This window comes from Prosthecobacter fluviatilis (assembly GCF_055388355.1).
This window is the reverse complement of record NZ_AP043782.1, coordinates 2,816,232-2,836,531: the sequence shown is the minus strand read 5'-3', so window position 1 is coordinate 2,836,531 and position 20,300 is coordinate 2,816,232. Positions and strand designations below refer to the sequence as shown.

At 60.8% G+C, this 20,300-nt stretch carries 19 protein-coding genes; 5 read left to right on the top strand and 14 right to left on the bottom strand.

The features are described 5' to 3' along the window. Positions 1-3: 3 nt before the first annotated feature. The 3 genes from ACZ5WW_RS10880 to ACZ5WW_RS10870 all read right to left on the bottom strand — a co-directional run bounded on the left by ACZ5WW_RS10880 (position 4) and on the right by ACZ5WW_RS10870 (position 2,149). Positions 4-561 carry a UvrB/UvrC motif-containing protein gene (locus ACZ5WW_RS10880; RefSeq protein ID WP_377164265.1) on the bottom strand — a complete coding sequence of 186 codons (558 nt, stop codon included), beginning with the start codon at positions 559-561 and terminating at the stop codon, positions 4-6. An 82-nt stretch (positions 562-643) separates the two neighbouring features. Further along, complete coding sequence (locus tag ACZ5WW_RS10875; protein ID WP_377164267.1) at positions 644-1,258, bottom strand: HAD-IA family hydrolase; 615 nt, start codon at positions 1,256-1,258, stop codon at positions 644-646. 36 nt (positions 1,259-1,294) lie between these two features. After that, positions 1,295-2,149, bottom strand: a complete 855-nt coding sequence (locus ACZ5WW_RS10870; protein ID WP_377164269.1) for a platelet-activating factor acetylhydrolase IB subunit — start codon at positions 2,147-2,149, stop codon at positions 1,295-1,297. 220 nt (positions 2,150-2,369) lie between these two features. Between ACZ5WW_RS10870 and fdhA the strand changes: the two genes are divergently transcribed. After that, entirely contained in the window at positions 2,370-3,566 is a 1,197-nt protein-coding gene (gene fdhA / locus ACZ5WW_RS10865) for a formaldehyde dehydrogenase, glutathione-independent (RefSeq protein WP_377164271.1), read from the top strand. Positions 3,567-3,850: 284 nt separating this feature from the next. On the opposite strand, the gene ACZ5WW_RS10860 is transcribed toward fdhA, so the two are convergent. Then, positions 3,851-4,483: a DUF2959 domain-containing protein gene (locus tag ACZ5WW_RS10860; protein ID WP_377164273.1), complete on the bottom strand. Its 633-nt coding sequence runs from the start codon at positions 4,481-4,483 to the stop codon at positions 3,851-3,853. 6 nt (positions 4,484-4,489) lie between these two features. Beyond that, complete coding sequence (locus ACZ5WW_RS10855; RefSeq protein ID WP_377164275.1) at positions 4,490-4,846, bottom strand: glutaredoxin family protein; 357 nt, start codon at positions 4,844-4,846, stop codon at positions 4,490-4,492. A gap of 151 nt (positions 4,847-4,997) precedes the next feature. On the opposite strand from ACZ5WW_RS10855, the gene ACZ5WW_RS10850 reads away from it, so the two are divergent. Continuing rightward, positions 4,998-5,843, top strand: a complete 846-nt coding sequence (locus ACZ5WW_RS10850) for an SPFH domain-containing protein (protein WP_377164277.1) — start codon at positions 4,998-5,000, stop codon at positions 5,841-5,843. A 12-nt stretch (positions 5,844-5,855) separates the two neighbouring features. Here ACZ5WW_RS10850 and ACZ5WW_RS10845 read toward each other — a convergent pair whose 3' ends face one another. The 4 genes from ACZ5WW_RS10845 to ACZ5WW_RS10830 all read right to left on the bottom strand — a co-directional run bounded on the left by ACZ5WW_RS10845 (position 5,856) and on the right by ACZ5WW_RS10830 (position 11,966). Further along, positions 5,856-8,180 carry a hybrid sensor histidine kinase/response regulator gene (locus tag ACZ5WW_RS10845; protein ID WP_377164279.1) on the bottom strand — a complete coding sequence of 775 codons (2,325 nt, stop codon included), beginning with the start codon at positions 8,178-8,180 and terminating at the stop codon, positions 5,856-5,858. 116 nt (positions 8,181-8,296) lie between these two features. After that, positions 8,297-10,483 (bottom strand): alpha/beta hydrolase family protein, encoded by a 2,187-nt coding sequence (locus ACZ5WW_RS10840; RefSeq protein WP_377164281.1) that lies wholly within the window; start codon positions 10,481-10,483, stop codon positions 8,297-8,299. Between the two features lie 33 nt (positions 10,484-10,516). Continuing rightward, on the bottom strand, positions 10,517-11,227 hold the full coding sequence (locus ACZ5WW_RS10835) for a carboxylesterase family protein (RefSeq protein ID WP_377164283.1): 711 nt from the start codon (positions 11,225-11,227) through the stop codon (positions 10,517-10,519). Positions 11,228-11,270: 43 nt separating this feature from the next. Further along, positions 11,271-11,966: a zinc metallopeptidase gene (locus ACZ5WW_RS10830; RefSeq protein ID WP_377164285.1), complete on the bottom strand. Its 696-nt coding sequence runs from the start codon at positions 11,964-11,966 to the stop codon at positions 11,271-11,273. Positions 11,967-12,064: 98 nt separating this feature from the next. Here ACZ5WW_RS10830 and ACZ5WW_RS10825 point away from each other — a divergent pair, with 98 nt between their 5' ends. Next, complete coding sequence (locus tag ACZ5WW_RS10825) at positions 12,065-13,087, top strand: NHL repeat-containing protein (RefSeq protein WP_377164287.1); 1,023 nt, start codon at positions 12,065-12,067, stop codon at positions 13,085-13,087. Positions 13,088-13,184: 97 nt separating this feature from the next. Then, the gene (locus ACZ5WW_RS10820) at positions 13,185-13,937 is read left to right on the top strand and encodes a hypothetical protein (RefSeq protein WP_377164289.1); all 753 of its coding nucleotides are present in this window, start codon (positions 13,185-13,187) and stop codon (positions 13,935-13,937) included. Between the two features lie 5 nt (positions 13,938-13,942). Here ACZ5WW_RS10820 and ACZ5WW_RS10815 read toward each other — a convergent pair whose 3' ends face one another. The 5 genes from ACZ5WW_RS10815 to ACZ5WW_RS10795 all read right to left on the bottom strand — a co-directional run bounded on the left by ACZ5WW_RS10815 (position 13,943) and on the right by ACZ5WW_RS10795 (position 19,394). After that, positions 13,943-14,731, bottom strand: a complete 789-nt coding sequence (locus tag ACZ5WW_RS10815; RefSeq protein ID WP_377164291.1) for a succinate dehydrogenase/fumarate reductase iron-sulfur subunit — start codon at positions 14,729-14,731, stop codon at positions 13,943-13,945. Between the two features lie 18 nt (positions 14,732-14,749). Next, on the bottom strand, positions 14,750-16,666 hold the full coding sequence (locus ACZ5WW_RS10810) for a fumarate reductase/succinate dehydrogenase flavoprotein subunit (RefSeq protein ID WP_377164293.1): 1,917 nt from the start codon (positions 16,664-16,666) through the stop codon (positions 14,750-14,752). Positions 16,667-16,684: 18 nt separating this feature from the next. Beyond that, a complete protein-coding gene (locus ACZ5WW_RS10805) occupies positions 16,685-17,404 on the bottom strand; it encodes a succinate dehydrogenase cytochrome b subunit (RefSeq protein ID WP_377164295.1) in 720 nt (239 codons plus the stop codon). A gap of 228 nt (positions 17,405-17,632) precedes the next feature. Continuing rightward, positions 17,633-17,989 (bottom strand): hypothetical protein, encoded by a 357-nt coding sequence (locus ACZ5WW_RS10800; protein WP_377164297.1) that lies wholly within the window; start codon positions 17,987-17,989, stop codon positions 17,633-17,635. Between the two features lie 82 nt (positions 17,990-18,071). Next, complete coding sequence (locus tag ACZ5WW_RS10795) at positions 18,072-19,394, bottom strand: muramidase family protein (RefSeq protein WP_377164299.1); 1,323 nt, start codon at positions 19,392-19,394, stop codon at positions 18,072-18,074. Positions 19,395-19,497: 103 nt separating this feature from the next. On the opposite strand from ACZ5WW_RS10795, the gene ACZ5WW_RS10790 reads away from it, so the two are divergent. Further along, complete coding sequence (locus ACZ5WW_RS10790; protein ID WP_377164301.1) at positions 19,498-20,232, top strand: N-acetylmuramoyl-L-alanine amidase; 735 nt, start codon at positions 19,498-19,500, stop codon at positions 20,230-20,232. Positions 20,233-20,300 lie beyond the last annotated feature (68 nt).

Here is a 20,300-nt window from a genome sequence, read left to right as displayed (position 1 = left end):
CCTTCATTTGGAGGCCTTGGGCTGGAGATTTTCGATCTCGGATTTCAGCCGCGCCGCGTCCTCGTAGCGTTCCTCTTTGACGGCGAGATCGAGTTCGGCGCGCAGCTTGGCGATGTCCGGCGTAGGCGCTTGGGCAGGCGCCACCGGAGCCGGTGGCGGTGGCTCCTTCACCGCAGCCGCCCGCTGCCGGGGCAGGATCTGCGGTGTGACGGCGCTGATGTGGCTCGGGCGCTTGCCCACGTGCCGGGTGCCTTTGTGCATGTTGCGCAGCAGTCCGTCCAGCCCCTCCCGGAAGGCCGCGTAGCATTCCGGGCAGCCCATACGGCCGATTTTTTTCAGCTGGGAGGCGGTGAAGCCGCAGGCTTCGCACACAATCTCCATCGTGTCGGACTCCGCCCTGTGGGAAGGGCTGAGAAATGCCTCCGCGAGCCCGAAGCCGGTCTCTTCGGTCACGCCTTTGGCCTTCGAGCAGGTTTCACACAGGTTCACCGTGGTCATCTGACCGTTGATGATCTGGGTGAGGAACACAGTGGCCTCATTCTCGCAAACGTCGCATTTCATGGAATTATTCGTGCATGCTTTTCATGCCACACAGGTGATACGAACGGCAGCACGTACTGGTTATGACAGGTAATTGCGCCCGTCAACCAATGCCCTGAGCCGCCAGCCATTCGTCCAGCTCGGCCTGCAGCTGGGAATGCTTCACAAAGCTGTAATGAAATGTGCGGAACCCCAGCCGTGCCGCCGTGGCGATGTTGGCCTCCAGATCGTCAATGTAAAACGTCCGTCCGGGGTCGAGGCCCAGCTGCGCGGCGGTCTTGAGAAAGATCTCCTCCCCCGGCTTCGCGCAGCGGGCGATGTGTGAATACACGCCGCCCTGAAAGAGCTGGAAGATCGGAAACTCCCGCAGGAAGTAGCTCTTGTGCAGTTCGTTGGTGTTGGAGAGCAGGTGCATCGGCAGTCTACCCGCCAGACTGCGGAGCGTCGCGTACATGGGCTCGTTCTGGGCGAAAATCTCGCACCAGATTGCAGCAAATTCATCGGGGCTGCCACGAAATCCCGTCAGCGCCATGCCCTCCTGCACAAACTCCCCGTCTTCCATGGCTCCCACCTCGTAGGGGCCCTTGATGTCGTCAAACAACGTCAGCACCGTCTCCGCCGGATGATCGCAACGTTCTGCGAGCCGGCGGGCGGCGATGCTGAAGTCAAAGTCGATGAGGACCTTGCCAATGTCTGAAAGGATGACGGGCTGGGGCATGCTCCTCCTTTGCATGCGGGGTTCTGGGATGCCAGATCATTTCATCAGTTCCGCCAGCTTTGGGCCGATGGCATCCGCCCAGATCTGATAGCCTGCAGGCGAGAGATGCAGGAAATCAGGCATGACCTCCTTGGTCAGGGCGCCGTCAGGCTGAGGAAACTGGCTGCCGATGTCCAGGAAGAAGACGTTTTTGCCATCGTCGAGCTTGGCGATGATGGCGTTGACCTGCTTGAGTTTTTCATTGGCGGCGCCGAGCTTGCCGGTGGGTTTGTCGCCACGCGGGAAGACGGCCAGCAGGAGGATCTTTGCCTGCGGCTGCTTGGCGCGGATGGTTTCGACAATCGCGGTCACGCCTTTGGCGATGCCTTCAGCGGGGTCAGCGCCGACATTGTTCGTGCCGATCATCAGCACCACGGCCTTGGGCTTGATGCCCTCCAGTTCGCCATTCTGGATGCGCCACAGCACATGCTGAGTGCGGTCCCCGCCGATGCCGAAGTTCGCAGGGGTGTATTGGCCGAAAGCCTTGGGCCAGACCTCCTTGCCACTGCCCGCCCAGCCGGCAGTGATCGAGTCGCCCAGGAACACGAGCTGGGCCTTGCCCTCCTTGGCGATGCTCACAAACTTTTCATGCGCAGCGATGAAGCCCGGGTTGATCTTGCCGTCCTTGCCATACTTCTCCGCAGGCACATCCGGCGGTTGAGGCGGCAGGACGACCGCTGGGGCGGCGCCTTCGAGGCCACGGCCGCTTTGAGTTCCAATGATGCCGCCGGAGGCAGCACCGCCGGCAGCGCCAATGACATCATTCTTCTGGGGGCCTGGAGCCGGGGTCTGTGCCTGGAGAGCGGCGGAGGCCAGCAGAAGAAGGGAGAATGCGAGTGATGTAATTTTCATGCATGCGCATTGTGGAGGTCTGCTCGCGGGCAGGCAATCCGAAAGAGCATGTCGTGCGATCCGTAAAGTTGACGCGGCGGTGTCAGCCTTCCCGGGCCCCTGCACCGCTGACTTCTGGCCGCAAGCATTTTTCCCTTCACCAGGATTGACGCCATCCGCCGGTTTTCAATAGCATGACCGGGAATCCCCCAAATTCAGCCAACCACAACCATACAATATTATGCCAAGCAATCATGGTGTCGCCTACATGGGTACCGGAAAGGTAGAGGTTCAGAGCATTGATTTCCCCAAACTGGAGCTGCGCGAACAGAAGCGCAAATGCCATCATGGGGTCATCCTTAAAGTCGTCAGCACAAACATCTGCGGCTCCGACCAGCACATGGTCCGTGGTCGCACCACCGCTCCCCAGGGGTTGATTCTCGGTCATGAGATCACCGGTGAGGTCATCGAGACCGGCCGTGATGTCGAGTTCATCAAAAAAGGCGACATCGTCAGCGTGCCCTTCAACATCGCCTGCGGCCGCTGCGCCAACTGCAAGGAAGGCAAGACCGGCATCTGTCTCAATGTGAATCCCGCCCGCCCGGGTGCGGCTTATGGCTATGTGGACATGGGGGGCTGGGTCGGCGGTCAGGCAGAGTACGTCATGGTACCCTACGCTGACTTCAACCTGCTGAAGTTCCCGGACCGTGATCAGGCCATGGCCAAGATCAAGGACCTCACCCTTCTCTCCGACATCTTCCCCACCGGCTATCACGGTGCCGTCTCTGCCGGCGTCGGCCCAGGCGCGACCGTCTATGTCGCAGGTGCCGGCCCTGTCGGCCTTGCCTGCGCAGCCTCCTGCCATCTCCTCGGTGCCGCCGTCGTCATCGTGGGTGATCTGAACAAGGAGCGTCTCGCCCAGGCCCGCCGCTTCGGCTGCGAAACCGTGGACGTTTCCAAGAGCGCCACCGTTCAGGAGCAGATCGAAAACATTCTCGGTGTGCCTGAAGTGGACTGCGCGATTGACTGCGTGGGCTTTGAGGCCCGCGGCTGCGGCCACAACCACAGCAAGGAAGTGCCAGCCCAGGTGCTCAACAGCGTCATGGAGATCACCAAGGCAGGCGGTGCCATCGGCATTCCCGGCCTCTACGTCACGGGAGATCCCGGCGCCGTGGACGAGGCTGCCAAGGTGGGCAGCCTTTCCATCCGCATCGGTCTCGGCTGGGCCAAGAGCCACACCTTCGTCACCGGCCAGTGCCCGGTCATGCGCTATCACCGCCGCCTCATGATGGCGATCTTGCACGACAAGATCAAAATCGCCAAGGCGACGAACGTGCAGGTCATTTCGCTAAAGGGTGCACCCAAGGGCTACACCGACTTCGACAAAGGCGCAGCCCGGAAGTACGTCATCGACCCCCACGGCATGATCAAAGCCTGATCGGTCAGAGAGTTATTCTGCGAAGCCCTCCCGCTGCAAAGCCGGAGGGCTTTTTCTTGCGTACGACAGACACTCTTGTCTGTCGCTCAGCGCCACCGCAGCCCGGCACGCGTCGAAGGTTCAACAAGCTCGCGAAGACCGGTCTTGTCTCGGCAATGAACTCATCACACAGGCACAACAGTCACGAAGATGAATGTTCAGAATCACCTCAGGCCTCTGTGCTTATCGTGCCTCTGCGGTTAAAACATAAGCACGATCCATCCCGCCTTTTAACTGCAATGGGATTACAACGTCTGAATAAACCGGTCCGCCTCGGCGATCGAGCGGTTCATCTGGTCCAGCAGCCTCTGGATGTCTCCCTGGATGTTGTCAGCCGTTCCGCGCAGCGAGCCGATGGCGGCAGCGTTCAGGTTATGCTTCAGGTAGAGCACCTGGTCATGAAACTGGCGCAGCACCGGATCCATCGTGGCTTCCGCCGCGTGGAGTGAGCGTGAGAGCGGCTCAAACCGGCTGCGTGTCTCCGCCAGTTTGCGGCGGCTGTCCGCAGCGAGAGAGGCGTTCCCATATTGGCGGATTTCCCCTTCCCATTCAAGGAAGAGGTCCCGTGCCACCGTGTCCACCTCGCGGATCTGACTGCGCACCCGGGCCGCCTGAGACTCACAGTCTTCGTATTCGCCTTTGAAGCGGTTGTAGGCAGACTCCAGGCTGCCGCCGTTGTAGTTGGTCAGCTTCTTGAGCTGGGTCAGAGCGTCCTGGAACTGCTCGCCAGCCTCTTTCTGCTCGCCACGGGCTTTTTTGACCGCGCTCTTGAGCAGGTCACGCTTCTCATAGCCCAGCTTTTCCCAGGCGGCATAGTACACGGTGTTGCAGGCTGCGAGAGCACAAGCCAGCCCGATGAGGAAAAGCCGGGAACGCATGTGGAATCAGCCCACGAATTTCAAGGTGCCAACCTGTCCTGCAGCCATCGCAGCGTGCTGGGCATCGGAGCAGGCCGAATTGGTCGGAGCATCAGCTGGTGCCTCATTCTTTTCCAGCAGGCCGTTTTCGGACATCCAGGCTTCCACTTCAGCGCCGCTGATGTCAGCGAGCATCGTGCCGTTGATCTCCACGCAGGGGGACAGCGGCTGGCCGCTCTTCTGCTCCATCTCCCAGCGGAAGGCCGGGTTTTTGATGATGTCCTTCTCTTCGTAGGCGAGCTCATACTTCCGGAAGATGGCACGGACGCCTTCGCTCCAGCCGCAGTAGGTTTTCAGGTAGGCAGTGATTTTGGGTGTTTGCATAGCGCGTTGAGTTACGCCCTCAGCCTAGCGGACGATGCAGCGAATGCAAACGGGCTGTCGAGCCGCCTGGGGGTGGAAAATCCCCTAAATATTATCAGTGACCACGCTGTGGTCAGGTGATTCAGTGGCACCCTCAACACTCATCCTGACCATGAAAGAACGCAACGCCTTCGCCATACCCGGCCTCCTTGTCATCTTTGCGGCCCTCGGCCTTGTGGCCTTCTACATCTACAGGTTTCCCGAGCACATCCCGCTGCTGATGCTTCCGGCGGCCATACTCGGGTTTCTGCTGCTGAAAGGATTTGTCATCGTCTCCCCCAATGAAGCGGTCGTGCTGACCTTTTTCGGCCAGTATAGCGGCAGCCTCGTGCAAAACGGATTCTGGTGGATCAACCCCTTTGCCAGCAGGCAGAAGATCTCCCTCAAGATCGCCAATTTTCAAAGCGAGCAGCTCAAGGTCAATGATGCGCATGGCAATCCCATTGAAATTGCGGCGGTGATTGTGTGGCGCGTGGTGGACTCCGCCAAAGCGACTTTTGCCGTCGAGAACTGCAACAGGTTCGTCCACCTGCAGGGGGAGACCGCGCTCCGGCATCTCTCCAACCTTTTCCCCTATGAGCCCCACGCTCCCGGAGAGATCGCTCTTCGCAGCCATCCGGCTGAAGTCGCAAATCAGTTGCGTGCCGAGCTGGCGGAGCGGACCAGCATTGCAGGCATCGAAGTTTTGGAGGCCCAGCTCAGCCACCTGGCCTACAGCCCTGAAATCGCACAGGCCATGCTGCGCCGTCAGCAGGCGCAGGCGGTTCTCGCGGCACGCCAGATCATTGTGGATGGCGCCATCGGCATGGTCGAGATGGCTCTGCGCAAGCTGGAAACGGACGGCATCGTCCAGCTCGACACCGCCTCCAAATCCACCATGGTGAACAATCTGCTCGTCACACTGGTCTCGGAAAACCACATCCAGCCCGTGCTTGCGACCACGCAGATGAAAGCCTGATGGACGGGCCACTCAAGGCGTCAGGGGCTTGGCCGGCGTCTTGTCCCGGGTGTCCGGCTCGTTGATCACGAGGTTGAGTGTCGTCACGACGCTCTGGGCGGAATAGGGCTTGGGCAGGAACTCCTGCACGCCCATCTCCGCCACCTTGGCAGGGCCGCCCAGATGGCTGACCCCGCTGGTGGCGATGATTTTGACATTCGGGTTGATGCGCTTGAGCCTCTGAATCGTGGCCGGACCGTCCATGACTGGCATCATCATGTCCGTCAGCACGACGGCTATCTCCGCGCTGTGCTGGGTGTAGAGCGCCACTGCCTCCGCGCCATTGGTGGCCACCAGCGTACGGTAGCCCAGCACTTCCAAAGTTCGCCGTATGGTTGTCCGGATGGACTCCTCATCATCCACGATCAGGATCAGTTCTCCCTTGCCCGTCGGCAGGGGCACTTCCTCTGCTTGGGCGGGCTTTTCGCTGCTGGCGGTGTTTGCCACGGCCGGCAGGCAGATGGTGAACACTGTTTGCCGGCCTGGCTCGCTGCTCACCGTGACGAATCCGCCGTGGCTTTTGGTGATGCTAAGTACCGTCGAAAGGCCCAGTCCCGTGCCTTTTCCTGTCTCCTTGGTGGTGAAGAAGGGATCAAAAATCTTGTCTAGTGATTCCGACGGAATGCCTAGCCCTGTGTCGCTCACGCTCAGCGTGACATAAAAGCCGGGCCTCGCGTCGATGTGTCCAGCCGCAGCAGCTTCATCCAGCATGATGAAGCCTGCGCGGATGGCCAGCTCCCCGCCTTCGGGCATGGCATCACGCGCGTTGACGCAGAGGTTGAGAAGGATTTGATGAAGCTGCGTGGGGTCGCCCAATAATGCAGGCAGGTCTTTTGGCAGGCTGCTGGTGCAGTGAATGTTTTTGGGAAAGGTGTCCTGCACGAAATGCTGGATGTCCTTGATCAGCGGCCCGGCGTGCAGCTCCTTGCGCTCGCCCTCCACGCCTCGTGCAAAGGTGAGAATCTGCCGGACCAGATCTGCGCCGCGTTTGGCGCTGCTTTCGATGCTCGCCAGGATGGAGAGGGTGCGCTCATTCGTGTGGATGAGCCTCAGCAGCTCGATCGACATGACGATGGGGGTCAGCACATTGTTCAGGTCATGAGCGATGCCGCCAGCCAGCGTCCCCACGCTTTCGATGCGCTGTGCGCGCAAAAACTGCTGCTCCAGCTTCTTTTTCTCCGTGATGTCGTTCACAATGCCCAGAAAGCCTGTGATTTCCCCGTGCTCGTCCTGCATTGCCGTCACGTTCAGGGAGACAGAGACACGGCTCCCGTCCTTCCTCACGTAGGTGCATTCACGCTCGCGCAGGATGCCGCGCCTGGCCTGCGCCACAAACACCTCAAATCCCGGCGGGATTGACAGGCCCGTTTCACGCGAGACCTCGGCGGCCAGGCGCTCCACATCAGACGCCTCATGGAACAGCTCCGGTGTCACGCTTCCAACCACTTCCTGCCTTGCATAACCGGTGAGTTTTTCAGCCCCGCAGTTGAAGGTCGCTATCAGTCCCTTCGTGTCGGTGCTGATGATGCCGCACGACGCGCTCTCCAGCACGCCGTTCTGCAGGTAGGTCAGCTCCTGCAGCTTCACGCTGGTGTCGATCAGGCGCTGCATGGTGGAAACCTGGCCGCGTGTCAGCAGCAGGGCGGTCAGCAGCGCAATGCCTCCGGTGACTGCGATCTGCGTCCAGCCCAGCAGCCGGATGTGCTCGTTGATGTCGGTGTTGACCACGATCATCTTTTGGACGGCCTGGTCCAGAGCGCCCGCCATGGCATCGCAGTCTTCGGTCAGCCTCTCACTGGCGTTCTTCAGCAAACTGCCTGCATTCTCCGTCTGCGGGTGCAGCTTGTTCATCACCTTGCCGATCTTCAAATAGCTCTCATGTGCCTCTTGCAGCTTTAGCAGGATGCTGGCCCGCTGGTTTCCTGTGGCGTGCTGCACCAGGCTGCCGGAGTTCAGGGCTTCCTCGCAGGTCTTCATGGCACCCCAGACGAGATCTGTCCGTCCCAGGTAGTCAGTCAGCTGTGGCATAGCGCTGCCCCCTGCCTGAAGAACAAGCCGGCTGAGGGTCTGACTATGCGTTCGCTGCTTCCCCAGCAGATTGACCGCACTGACCGTGGCAGCACGTTCTTTTTCCAGGGTGGTCCCTGTGATGTAAAAAATGGCAAAACTGGCCAGCAGCAGCAGTGCCGACCCGCCGAAGATGAGCCACAGGCGCCTGAAAAAATGCCTCAGATTGGGCATGTCCTGGCGTGCCGGCAGGGAGAATGCAGGCTTCTTCAAAAAATGGGTCACGCTCATCAGGGGGTAGCATAAGGGAAAGACCGGAGGTATCCCTTGGCATTTGATTCAAAAAAAGAATAAGCCTTTGCCGCTGAGGGCATAATGTCGGCTCAGCTCTCCTTAAATACGGGAAATCACTTCCACTCCAGCTTTTCCTTCAGGAATTCAAACGTGCCCACTCCATGGATGGTGTGCGGGCCGTCGAAATGCTCGATGGTGGTGCGCTCGCCAATCAGGAGCTTGTTGTAAAGGCGGCGGACCTTGGCGAACTCGTAGTTCACCCACTCGTCCACACCCACGCCATCGTTGTGTCCCCGCTCGACCATGAACGGCCGCGGCGCGATCAGGGCAGCCATCTCGGCGTAGTTGAAGGTGCGGCCCATGTTCCACTCCCAGATTTCATACTCATGGGTGTGGATGTAGCTCATCGGCATGTCCGTGCTCACGCACTTGCGCACCCATTCATTGAAGTCCCCGCTGCAGATGCTCAGGCAGTAGTCTGTCAGCACGGCCGGCGTGCGCATGGCGGATTTGCCTCCGTAGCTCAGGCCATAGAAGGCGATTTTTCCCGGCTGGGTGAAAGGCTGTGCCTTCAGCCATTCCAGGATGCGCTGGTGCTGGCCGTTGATGACGCTGTAAAGCGTGAGTCCGAGCGGGTTGAGCTTCCGCTGCAGCGTGCGGAAGGCGTCTTTGCCCCGATATGGGTTGTGCGGGGCAAAGGTGATGAAGCCCTGCTCCGCCAGCCGCAGGGTGAAGGCCTTGTAGGGCGCGTAGGCTTTCTGCGTCTCATCGGTGGTAATGGTGTCTTCAGGGATGCCCTCCAGGCCGTGCTGGCAGACCACAACGGGCCGCTTCTCGCCCGGCTTGAGGTCTTTGGGCAGGCAGAGCCAGCCCCAGGCAAAGACATCATCCCAGACATCCATGGTCACCTCGTAGATGGAAACTTTATCCGTTTCGCGCACGAAGCGGCTCTTGGCGTTCACCGGCAGGTTTGGGTCAGGGAGGCGGCCGATGACTTCGTTCCAGAAGCGCTCGCGCTCTGCGGCCGTGTGCTTTTCAAAGTCCGCCACAGACTTAAGCGGCAGTTTGTCCCAGAACTGCGCCTTGCGTTCCAGCTCCGTGCTCACCAGCAGGCGTTGGGTGAAGTTTTCCAGCTCCCTTACCAGGCGCTTCTGCCGGGTGGAGTCCACACGGGCGCGCTGCTCGTTCTTCTGCGGCATCACCGGCTCGATGGTTTTCACCAGCTGCTCCGCGATCTCCTTGGGCAGCAGGTGCGTGACCACTTCTTTGAGGCCATGCTCTTCGGTGGCCAGCATGAGCCAGTCTCCCGGTGCGAGCGCCTTGGCACGTGCCACTTCCGCCTGCACCGCGGCCAGGCCGGGCTTGGTGATCTTGCCCGGTGCGGCGATGTTTCGCTCTCCCTGCTTGGCCTCAGGAGGTCCCTGCACATTGGGGAAGCCAAGGTTCTGCACCACCATCGGACGTGGAGCGATGAGTGAGGCCACTTCGGCATCGCCAAAATCGCGCAGCAGTCCAAACACGTTGCGGTAGATTGGCTCCGCCCAGACACCTTCACGCGGCTCGAAGCAGCCCCAGACATAGACTGAGCTGATACGTTCGTCGATGGCGCCCGAGTACATGGCAAGAAGACCGCCTTCTCCCAACCCCGCCACCAGCAGCGGCAGCTTTGGCTGGGCACTGAAATAATCGACCAGGGACAGCATTTTCTGCACTTCATAGCCGATGATGTGGCGTCCGAGCTCATACGACTGGCGGTAGATCCACTCGCGGTGCGGAATGTTCGTCTTCACTCCGAACTTGCCGTTCGTGCTGAATTCGCTGCCCCGGCTGATGAGCGCCGGAATGACGATTTCACAGCCGCTGTAGGCCAGCATGGCGTCATTGGCCAGCTTCTCGGGATCCGTGTCCGCATCCGGGATGTAGATCACCCGTGCCACAGGCTTGTCCTTTGGCTGAATGAGGATGCCCTCTCCATGCACACCCTCAAACACCGGCCAGCGCACGCGCAGGATGCGCGCCGTTGCGGTCTCTGCCAGCAAGGCAGGAGCGGAGGTGTCTCCCACAAGCTCCAGCGCCGTGATGGGCAGCCGTGCGTCCACCATTCCCAACGCCGCCCGCAGCTTCTCGCGGGTCGGCTTGCGGCCCTCTTTGGACTTTTCGATCAGCCTCAGCGCTATTTTGTCGATCCCCGCCACCATGGTGGCGGAAAAATCAGCATTCGGCTCCAGCGGCTGGGTGCCGGGCAGCACTTGAGCCTGCAATGAGGAGGCAATGAGAAGCGGGAGGAGAGGTCGGATCATGGGAGATCAAACGCCCGCCGGGCCTTCTCCCTGTCATGGCTTCTTCTGCTCAAACAGCCAGTTCCAGAACTCCGGATTGGCATATGTTTGAGTCCATGAATCATGACCCACGCCGGGGTAGATGGTGAATTTGACCGGTGCGCCGATCTTTTTCAGAGCATCGAAAATCTTCTGGCTGTTCTCGATCGGAACGGCGCCGTCCTTGTCGCCATGGAAGATCCAGCAGGGCATGCTCTTGAGACGTTGCGCGGTTACCCAGCGCACGCCTGCGCCACCGCAGATGGGGGCGATGGCGGCGTAGGTTCCAGGATACTCAAAGGCCGTCTCCCAAGTGCCAAAGCCGCCCATGCTGATGCCCGTGAGATAGACACGCTTGGGATCGACGCGCAGCGTTTTGATCAGGTGTTCGGTGACCGCCTGGACGCCGTGCGGATTCCACAGGTTGTTGGATTCGCACTGCAGGCTGGCGATGATGGCGGGAAATTTCTGCCCGGCGGCGAGCAGCTTTGGCGGCCCGTGTTTTTTGATCAGTTCAAGATCGGTGCCCCGCTCTCCAGAGCCGTGGAGGAAGACCACCAGCGGCCATTTCTTGTCCTTGTCGGCTTCGTAGCGCTCGGGCTTGCTCAGGAGGTAGCGGTAATTGACCTTGATGACAAAATCACCGCTGAATGAAGCCGGTGTTTGTGTGTCTGCGAGAAGCGCGGACGAGATGGCAAGAATGAATAAGGCGGTGAGTTTGACCATGCTAGCAGAACGTCACCCCTGAGCCTTGCCTTGCTTCACAAGATCACTGCGGACGCATCTTTCCCGTGCCAGGCAGGGCGCTGAGGAAAAAATAGCGCGGCGAACTCAGCAGATCCCCAACCTCACGAATGGCCATGCAGAAAAGCAGTTCATCGAGCCGGCTGCTGGCCTGGGCATGGTTTTTGAGGTGCTCGTCCAGGAAACGGCGCAGACGCTTGTTGGCGTTGAACTCCAGAGGCACGCTGCCAAGGTTCAGCAGCAGAAGAAGAACGATGACTGCGGCGGTGACGAAAATGGCGTTCTTTGCTATGAGAATGCGGGCGATCATCAATCCCACAATGGCGAACACTGCGGCCATGGGAATGTAGCGGCTCATGCGGATGCAGCTCTGCCGCCACTTGAGCTCGCTCAACGACTCCCCGGTCTGCAGCGCATGCGCTGCCTCATGCAGTGCGATGGCCCAGGCGGACAAGGTGGTGCCCTGGGCCACATCCCGACGCAAAAACAGGCGGCGCCGGGTCGGCTCGAAGTAATCGGTCACGACAGCATTGTGTTCGACGATCTGCACGTCATCCACGCCTTCGGATTTCAGAAACATGAGCGCGATCTCGCTGCCGGTATGCGCTGTGGGGGCGTTGGCCCGGAAGCCTTTCAGCATCATCGACGCATGGCGCGCCTGCGCCCAGCGGGCGACGGCAAGGCCGAGGAAAAGAGCAGCGACAATGAGAATGAATACCATGGGAAGAAGCGGGGAACACCCTCGCAGCAATACGGGTGCTGGCAAACCATCCATGCGTTGATCTTGCACCGGGACGCCAGGCATGATTGCTTGCCCGCATGATCCGCTCCGCCATCCTGCCGCTGCTCAGCCTTTTCGCCGCCGGGTTTTCCCATGCTGAGGATGTTCTCGGGCAAGGGGATTTTCGTTATCGGGTTGTTCCCGGCTGGGGACGCGAGGCGCTGGCCCAGGTGAATGTGAAAAATGGTCATGCGGTCGCCATCGACTCGCAGGGGAGGCTGCTGTTCCTCACAGACGATGCCAGGAACAATGTGGTGATCCTCGATGCGAAGGCGGGCACGCTGATCAAGCACTGGACGGCCCGCATGCCGGGGGCGCATGGGATGAGTTTGGTGCGGGAAGGGGGGCGCGAGGTGCTTTTTATCACGGACACGCAGCTCCATGAGGTACGCAAACTGACGCCAGATGGCGAAGAACTGGCACATTTTGCGTGGCCGGAACAGGCGAAGCTGCATGCGAGCGCCAACGAATACCGGCCTTCGAAAACGATCCATTTTCCCGATGGTGCGTTCTGCGTCTTCGACGGCTATGGAAAGGACTACATTTTCCACTACAAGCCGGATGGGACGTTGCTGCGCTGGTGGGGTGGAAATTTGGGGGAAGGCGAGAACCAGCTAAAGCACTGGGGGCCGCATGGCGGGGCTCTGGATGTGTCGGATTCGGCAAAAATGCGGGTGATTGTCGCCATGAGCGACCAGCAGGAGATCAAACGGTTCACGGCCGAGGGGCGGTTCATCGACAAGATCCCGATGCCGGGTGGGAATCCGCGGGACATCATCTTTTGGGGAGACCACGTGATTGTGCCACATCTGGGGGATCAGTGGCCAAAGGACAGGAACTCGCCGGGTTTCATCTCGATTGTGGACCGGGAGTATCGGATTGTTTCCAACATCGGAGCCCCGGCGGCGGTTTATCAAGATGGGGTGCTGCAGCCGATGCAGAGCGATCACAAGACCTTCATCCACCCGCATGGGGTGGCGGTGGACACTGAGGGGAATCTTTACGTGGCCCAGTTTGCCTCTGCGGCGGCGCCTCTGCTGAAACTGGAGCGCATCAGGTGAATGAAACTTCCTTCGGGCAGAGGTGTTAATAGCTGCAATGAAAACTGAGACCAGCTATCAGGTTGCCAAGAGGATGCAGCGGAGGAAACTGCCCGTCATGCGTCCACTGGTCCTCCTATTTGCCCTCTGCACAGCAGTGCTTGCCCAGAGTGAGGGCAACAAGCCAACGCCGCCCCCGCCTCCTCCGCCCAAGCCCGGGGAGGGGCCGTCGTATCGTGATGGAGAACATCGCGGACCACCGGGGATGATGCATGGCCGGGGCGGACCTCAGCGTGGATTTGACGGTTTTGAAAAGCTTTCCGAGGACGAGAAGCAGAAGGTGCGTGCCGCTTTTGAAAAGGCTTGGCAGCGGCCTGAGGTGATCGAGGCGCGTGACAAGGCTCTGCGTGCGAACGAAGAGATGCGCAACACGCTGCACGCGGCGCTGAAGGACATTGATCCCGAGGCGGTGGCGATCCTGGAGAAGATCAAGCCGCAGTTCCCGATGGATCAACGCGGCCTGCCGGAGCTGCCGAAGCCGGACTCACCTGAGTTTGCCCGCATGGCGGTGATCCGTCTTGGCGCGGAGATGCTTTCGTTCTCCAGGCCTGAGCGCCGTGACGAGACAAGGCAATTCCATGAGCGCATCATGCAACTGCCACGTGTGAAAGAGGCGCTGGCCAAACTGGGCGAACTAGCGCCTGACCAGCGTATGGAAGCCTTTAAAAAGCTGCGTGAAATCTACCGCGAGGCAGCAGGGCAGGAATTCATCAAATTCCGCGACCGAGGAGGAGATCCGAAGGATGGATTTCGCCGTCCGCCACCGGAGCAGGACAAGCCTGCTCCGCCTCCTGGAGAGCCGAAACCTTAAGACGATCAGTCGCCGCCGCCGGCCACCTTGGGGGTGTTGCCGAAGGCTTCTTTGACGGAGGCGATGGCGTAGTCGCGGTTGAGCTTGGTGATCCAGCGGACGCTGATGCCTTTGGGGCAGGCGGCTTCGCACTCGTACTGGTTGGTGCAGTTGCCGAAGCCTTCCTTGTCCATCTGGCGGACCATGCCGAGGGTGCGGCGGTCTTTTTCGGGCTGGCCCTGAGGCAGGGAGTTAAGCTGTCCGGCCTTGGCGGAGACAAAGAGCATGGCGCTGGCGTTTTTACAGGCGGCCACGCAGGCACCGCAGCCGATGCATTCGGCTGCGTCCATGGCGGCGTCGGCGACTTCTTTGCCGATAGGCAGGGCGTTGGCGTCCTGAGGTGCGCCGGTGCGGACGGTGACGAAACCACCGGCCTGCTGGATGCGGTCGAAGGCGGTGCGGTCCACCATGAGGTCCTTGAGGACGGGGAAGGCGCGGGCGCGGAAGGGCTCGATCCAGATGGTGTCTCCGGTGCGGAATTTGCGCATGTGGAGCTGGCAGGTGGTGGTGGCTTTTTCAGGGCCGTGGGGGACGCCATTGATCTGCATGGAGCACATGCCGCAGATGCCTTCGCGGCAGTCGTGGTCGAAGGCGACGGGGTCTTCGCCTTTGGAGATGAGGCGCTCGTTGACGATGTCCATCATCTCCAGGAAAGAGGCATGATCGGGGATTTCCGGGGCTTCAATGTCCTGGAAGTGGCCTGGCTGCGAGCCATTCTGACGCCAGACTTTGAGGTGCAGATTGAGTAGAGACATGGGGACGGGAGAGGAACGTTATTTGTAGCTGCGGACGGCAAGGTGGACTTCTTCGAAGGCCAGCGGCTCCTTGTTGAGGGTGGGCTGGCTGAGGTTGCCGGTGTATTCCCAGGCGGCTGCGTAGCTGAAGTTTTCGTCGTCGCGCTTGGCTTCGCCGTCTTCGGTCTGGTATTCGGAGCGGAAGTGACCGCCGCAGCTTTCCTCACGGTGGCGGGCATCGAGGCAGAGGAGCTCGGCGAACTCCATGAAGTCGGCGACGCGTCCGGCTTTTTCGAGCTCGGGATTGGTGAAGTCGCCGCTGCCGGGGACCTTCACATTTTGCCAGAACTCTTCGCGCAGCTCAGGGATGCGCTTGAGGGCTTCGGTGAGGCCTTCGCGGGTGCGGGCCATGCCGCATTTGTCCCAGACGAGGAGGCCGAGCTCGCGGTGGAAGCTGTCCACGCTGCGCTTGCCGTTGATGTTGAGGAATTTCTTGGTCTGCGCGGTGCAGTTTTCGAGAGCCTTTTTGAACTCAGGGTGCTCAGTGGTGATGCTGCCGGGCTTCTGGTTCACGAGGTAGTTGGCGATGGTCGTCGGGATGACGAAGTAGCCGTCTGCGAGGCCCTGCATGAGGGCGGAGGCTCCGAGGCGGTTGGCACCGTGGTCGGAGAAGTTGGCCTCTCCGAGGACATGGAGACCGGGGAGGTTGCTCATCAGATTGTAGTCCACCCAGAGGCCGCCCATGGTGTAGTGGACGGCGGGGTAGATGCGCATGGGGCGCTTGTAGGCGCTCTCTCCGGTGATGCGCTCGTACATTTCGAAGAGGTTGCCATAGCGCTCGGCGATGGTCTTGGCTCCGAACTGGCCAATGGCTTCTGCGAAGTCGAGGTAAACACCGCGTCCGCCGGGGCCGACTCCGCGACCGTCGTCGCAGGCTTCCTTGGCGGCACGGGAGGAGATGTCACGAGGGGCGAGGTTGCCGAAGCTGGGGTATTTGCGCTCGAGGTAGTAGTCGCGGTCGGCCTCGGGGATCTGGTCGGGATTTTTACCGCAGTCTTCCTTCTTCTTGGGGACCCAGACACGGCCGTCGTTGCGGAGGGACTCGGACATGAGCGTGAGCTTGCTCTGGTAGTCGCCGCTAACGGGGATGCAGGTGGGGTGGATCTGGGTGTAGCAGGGGTTGGCGAAGAAGGCGCCTTTGCGGTGAGCACGCCAGGTGGCGGTCACGTTGCAACCCATCGCATTTGTGGAGAGGTAGAAGACGTTGCCGTAGCCGCCGGTGCAGAGGAGGACGGCGTCGCCGGCGTGGGCTTCGATTTTGCCTGTGACGAGGTTGCGGGTGATGATGCCCTTGGCGTGGCCGTCAACGGTCACGAGGTCGAGCATTTCCATTCGGGTGTACATCTGCACGCCACCTGCGGCGATTTCCTTGTTGAGCGCGGAGTAGGCGCCGAGGAGGAGCTGCTGGCCGGTCTGGCCGCGGGCGTAGAATGTACGGCTGACCTGGGCACCGCCGAAGGAGCGATTGGCCAGCATGCCGCCGTATTCACGGGCGAAGGGAACGCCCTGGGCGACGCATTGGTCAATGATGTTGACGCTGACTTCGGCGAGGCGATGGACATTGGCCTCACGGGCGCGGAAGTCGCCGCCTTTGACGGTGTCGTAGAAGAGACGGTGGACGCTGTCGCCGTCGTTCTGGTAGTTTTTAGCCGCATTGATGCCGCCCTGGGCTGCGATGGAGTGGGCGCGGCGGGCGCTGTCCTGGAAGCAGAAGCATTTCACCTTGTAGCCGAGCTCGGAGAGAGTGGCGGCTGCGGAGGAGCCTGCGAGGCCGCTGCCAACGACGAGGACGGTGAACTTGCGCTTGTTCTTCGGATTGATGAGCTTGGAGTCCTGCTTGTGCTTGGACCACTTCATGGCCATCGGGCCGGAGGGAATGTTTGAATTGAGAGGCATGGCGTGTCGCGGGAAGAATTAACGGCCGTAGTTGAAGAACAGGATCGCGATGGGGATGGAGCAGTTGCCCACTAGGATGAGGCCGGCGAAGGCGTAGCCGAGCTTTTTGAAGAGGGGCTCTGTTTTGTCTGTGGAGACGCCGAGGGTCTGGAAGAGGCTGCTGAAGCCGTGGCTGAGGTGGCTGGAGAGAAGCAGCATGGCGATGATGTAGAAGATGGAGGCCGGGGCCCAGGAGAAGCCGGCGATGACCATGCGGTAAACGTCGTGGACGGTCTCGCCGTGGAGGGTGGTCTTGTAGGTGCCGTAGTCGTTGCCGACGCGGACGGTGAAGTGAAGCAGGTGGTAAACGATGAAGGCCAGGATGGTGAGACCGCTCCAGATCATGGTGTGGGAGGCCTTGCTGCTGACCTGGGCCTTGTGCTGGCCGTAGGCGTCCTTGCGGGCGGCGCGGTTGGCTTTGGTGAGCTGGATGGTGGCCACGATGTGGATACCCACGGCGGCCAGCAGTCCGAGGCGGGCGATCCAGACGCCGCCACCGTGCAGGGCGGTCTGGAGCATGTGGCCGTATTCATTGATGGCGTCTTTGCCGACGAAGATCAGCAGGTTGCCGATCATGTGGCCGAAGATGAAGCCGATCAGCACGAGGCCGGTGAGGGCCACGAGGAACTTTTTGCCGATGGAGGAAGCGTAAAATCGAGAGAGGGAGTCAAAAACAGCGCTCATGTGGGAGGTTTTCATCTTGAACATACGTAGCGACAGCGCAAGCCGGGCGTTCAATTTTTCCTGCGGAAATGCTGCTGCGAAGCGGTCTCAATCGTCTTCAATTGTCGGCTTGATGCCTATGTAATTCCGGAGTCTGGGTCTGCTTGTGTAATTCTCGCCATTAGGGAGAAGGTGTGGGCGGGGGCGCGGCTCAGCAGTTCCACAGGTCTCGCATTTCAAGAGGCGGCACTCCAGGCAGCCTGCTCAGTCCAGAGGCCGGATGCGGAGCTGGCGCAGTGTGTAAAAAGCATCCTCAGCCCCAGCCATGCGCCGCGCTCCATTTTTCCGCCGTGGGCCGAAGAGCTCGCGCTGCGCCTCGAAGATGCTTTCCACAAACTCTTTGCTGCCCAGTACGAGGCCATCGGTGAAGTAGCGCACCCGCAGGCGCACCAGCTCGGTGGTGCTGAGTTTGCCTTTCGCAGCCAGCACGGCACGGGCGGTGTCTGCGCTGACAACGGAGCGCACGACGTGTTCGTTCCGGGCGTCTTTGATTTCGCGGCCGTCGGCATGCAGCAAGCAGCGATAGGCTTCGGCGGCAGCGGTGCTTTTCCAGCTGCCCACGGGTTTGCCCAGAGTCAATCAATAAAATGCCTGGCATTTAGTTGATTGATTTTCGCGCAAACCTTGTGCGGGTGTGGGACGGTCAGCGGCTGCCTACGGAGACGGCACCCATGGCGGGGACCATGATTTCGTCTCCGGTCTTGAGAGGGGTGCCGGGGGTGAGGCGGTTCATTTCGCGAATCTGGTCGGGCGTGGTGGTGAACTGGGTGGCGATGGATTCGATGGTGTCGGAGCTGTCTACGCGATAGGCGAGGATGCCGCGGTGTGAGTCGGTGGTGTCGGGGGCCTTGGGGGAGGCTGCGACGATTGGGGTGGGAGCTGGTGGTGGACCTGGGGGCGGGGTGGCTGCTGGAGCGAGCCCGGCGGCGGGTGGTGGTGGGGCTCCTGGGACGCCGTAGCCGGGAAGGGGGATGGTGTCGGAGGATTGCTGTGCGGGGACGGGAGTTTTGGAGGCGACGGTGATGGTGGTGGTGCGACCGGGGATTTTGAGGCGCTGACCGACGGCGATTTTGTTGACGTCCTTGATCTTGTTTGCGCTGGCAAGGCTGGCGATGGTCATTTTGTGCTTGAGGGCGATGCCTTTGAGGCTGTCGCCTTTCCTGACGGTGTAATACACGGGGGCACTGACCTTGACGGTGGACGTGGGGGCTGGGGTGATGCCACCGGGAGTTGGCGGGGTGTAGCTGGCGGGTGTGGTGGGGGAGTCGAGGCGGTGAGGCGAGGGAATGAGGAGGGCCTGGCCGACATGGACTTCTTCTTCGGTCATGCGGTTGAGCTGCTGGATTTCGCCGACGCTCACGCGGTGGGTGGTGGCGATGCGCCAGAGGGTGTCTCCGGGCCGGGCGATGTAGGTGGTGTGTGCGGCGAGGTCGGTGCCGCCATCGTAGCGGGTGCTGCTTTTGCCGCCTCCGCGCTTGATGCTGCTGACGTCGCGCTCGAGCTCGCCGATGCGGATGTTTTGCACGCGGTCACTTTCACGAATTTTGGTGACCTGGGTGGAGAGGTCGCCAGTGGGGCCATAGACTTTGGGCGGTGGCGGGGGGCCTGCGGCGGGCTTTTTGGCGGGGGCGGACCTGGTGCCGGATTTACCGCTGGTGGCTGACTTGCCGGATTTGGTTGTGGCAGGTTTGGGTGCAGTGCCGTAGCCGGGAGGCGGGTAGGTATAGCCAGCAGGGGGGGGATAGGTGTTGGGGTATTGAGGACGCGTGACCGGGGCCTGAATGGCGGCGGCGGACTGGCGGCTGGCTTTGGTGGAGGGCTGCTTGAGCGCACCACTGGCGGGGTAGCCGGGTGGGGGGGGCTGATTGAAGGTGTTGGTGACTGCCGTGAGCGGCAGTGTGAAAAGGACGCTCCAAGCGAGTACCAGAAATCTCAGCGCACGGGATGCAGGGCGAGGCGTCTTCATATGGTTATTGTAGAAAATCAGGTTGTTAATTCAAACAAATATTTTATATTCTTGAATAATTTTTTTGAAATTTTACCCGTTTTTCGTCCTGAGCTTGCAAACGGTGGCTGCTTTTTTGGCCCTCGGTGGCAGTGCCTACTCACTAGTCTGGCTGGAGCAACGGCAGGCGGCCGAGCCTCCGGCGAGCCTGAGGCTGTGGGGGGAGAGGGTGCCTTTGGTGGTGGTGGATGCCGGGCACGGCGGGCATGATGGCGGGGCAGTGGCGAACGGGGTGGTTGAAAAAAATTTGAGCTTGGACATCGCGAAGCGGCTGAAAAGGGAGCTGGAGGCTGCGGGGGTGCGTGTGGTGATGACTCGCAGCGGGGACAGGTTCCTGACGCTGGATGAGCGGGCGGCTCTGGCCGGGGTGCATGGGGCGGCTGCGTTTGTGAGCGTGCATCTTAACACGAGCGGGGAGGGGAGTGAGGCGGAGGGGATCGAGACGTATTTTTCTGAATCGAAGGGGCTGTCTGCACGACTGATGGCGGTTGCCGGGGGCGGGCAGGAGCGGGCGGAGGAGGGCGGGGCAGAATTTGCCGCTACTGTGCAGAGGCTGGTCTGTGAGACGACCCGGGCGGTCAGCCGTGGCACGAAGGCGCGTGATTATGCGGTGGTGGCGAGGGCTGCGTGCCCGGCGGTGCTGGTGGAGTGCGGCTTTATCACGAGTGAGCGCGAGTCTGTGCGGCTGAAGCAGGTAAGCTACCGTGACCAGATCGCGGACGGGATTGCGCGCGGCGTGGTGCTTTTTTTGCAGACGCAGGGGGGCGGGCCGGCGGTGGTGGCTGCGGTGGCGAAGTAAATTCAGCGGGACAAACGGCCGGTTTCTGGCGTAGATGATGAGGTCTTGCCTGCGTGCCCTGTCAGTGA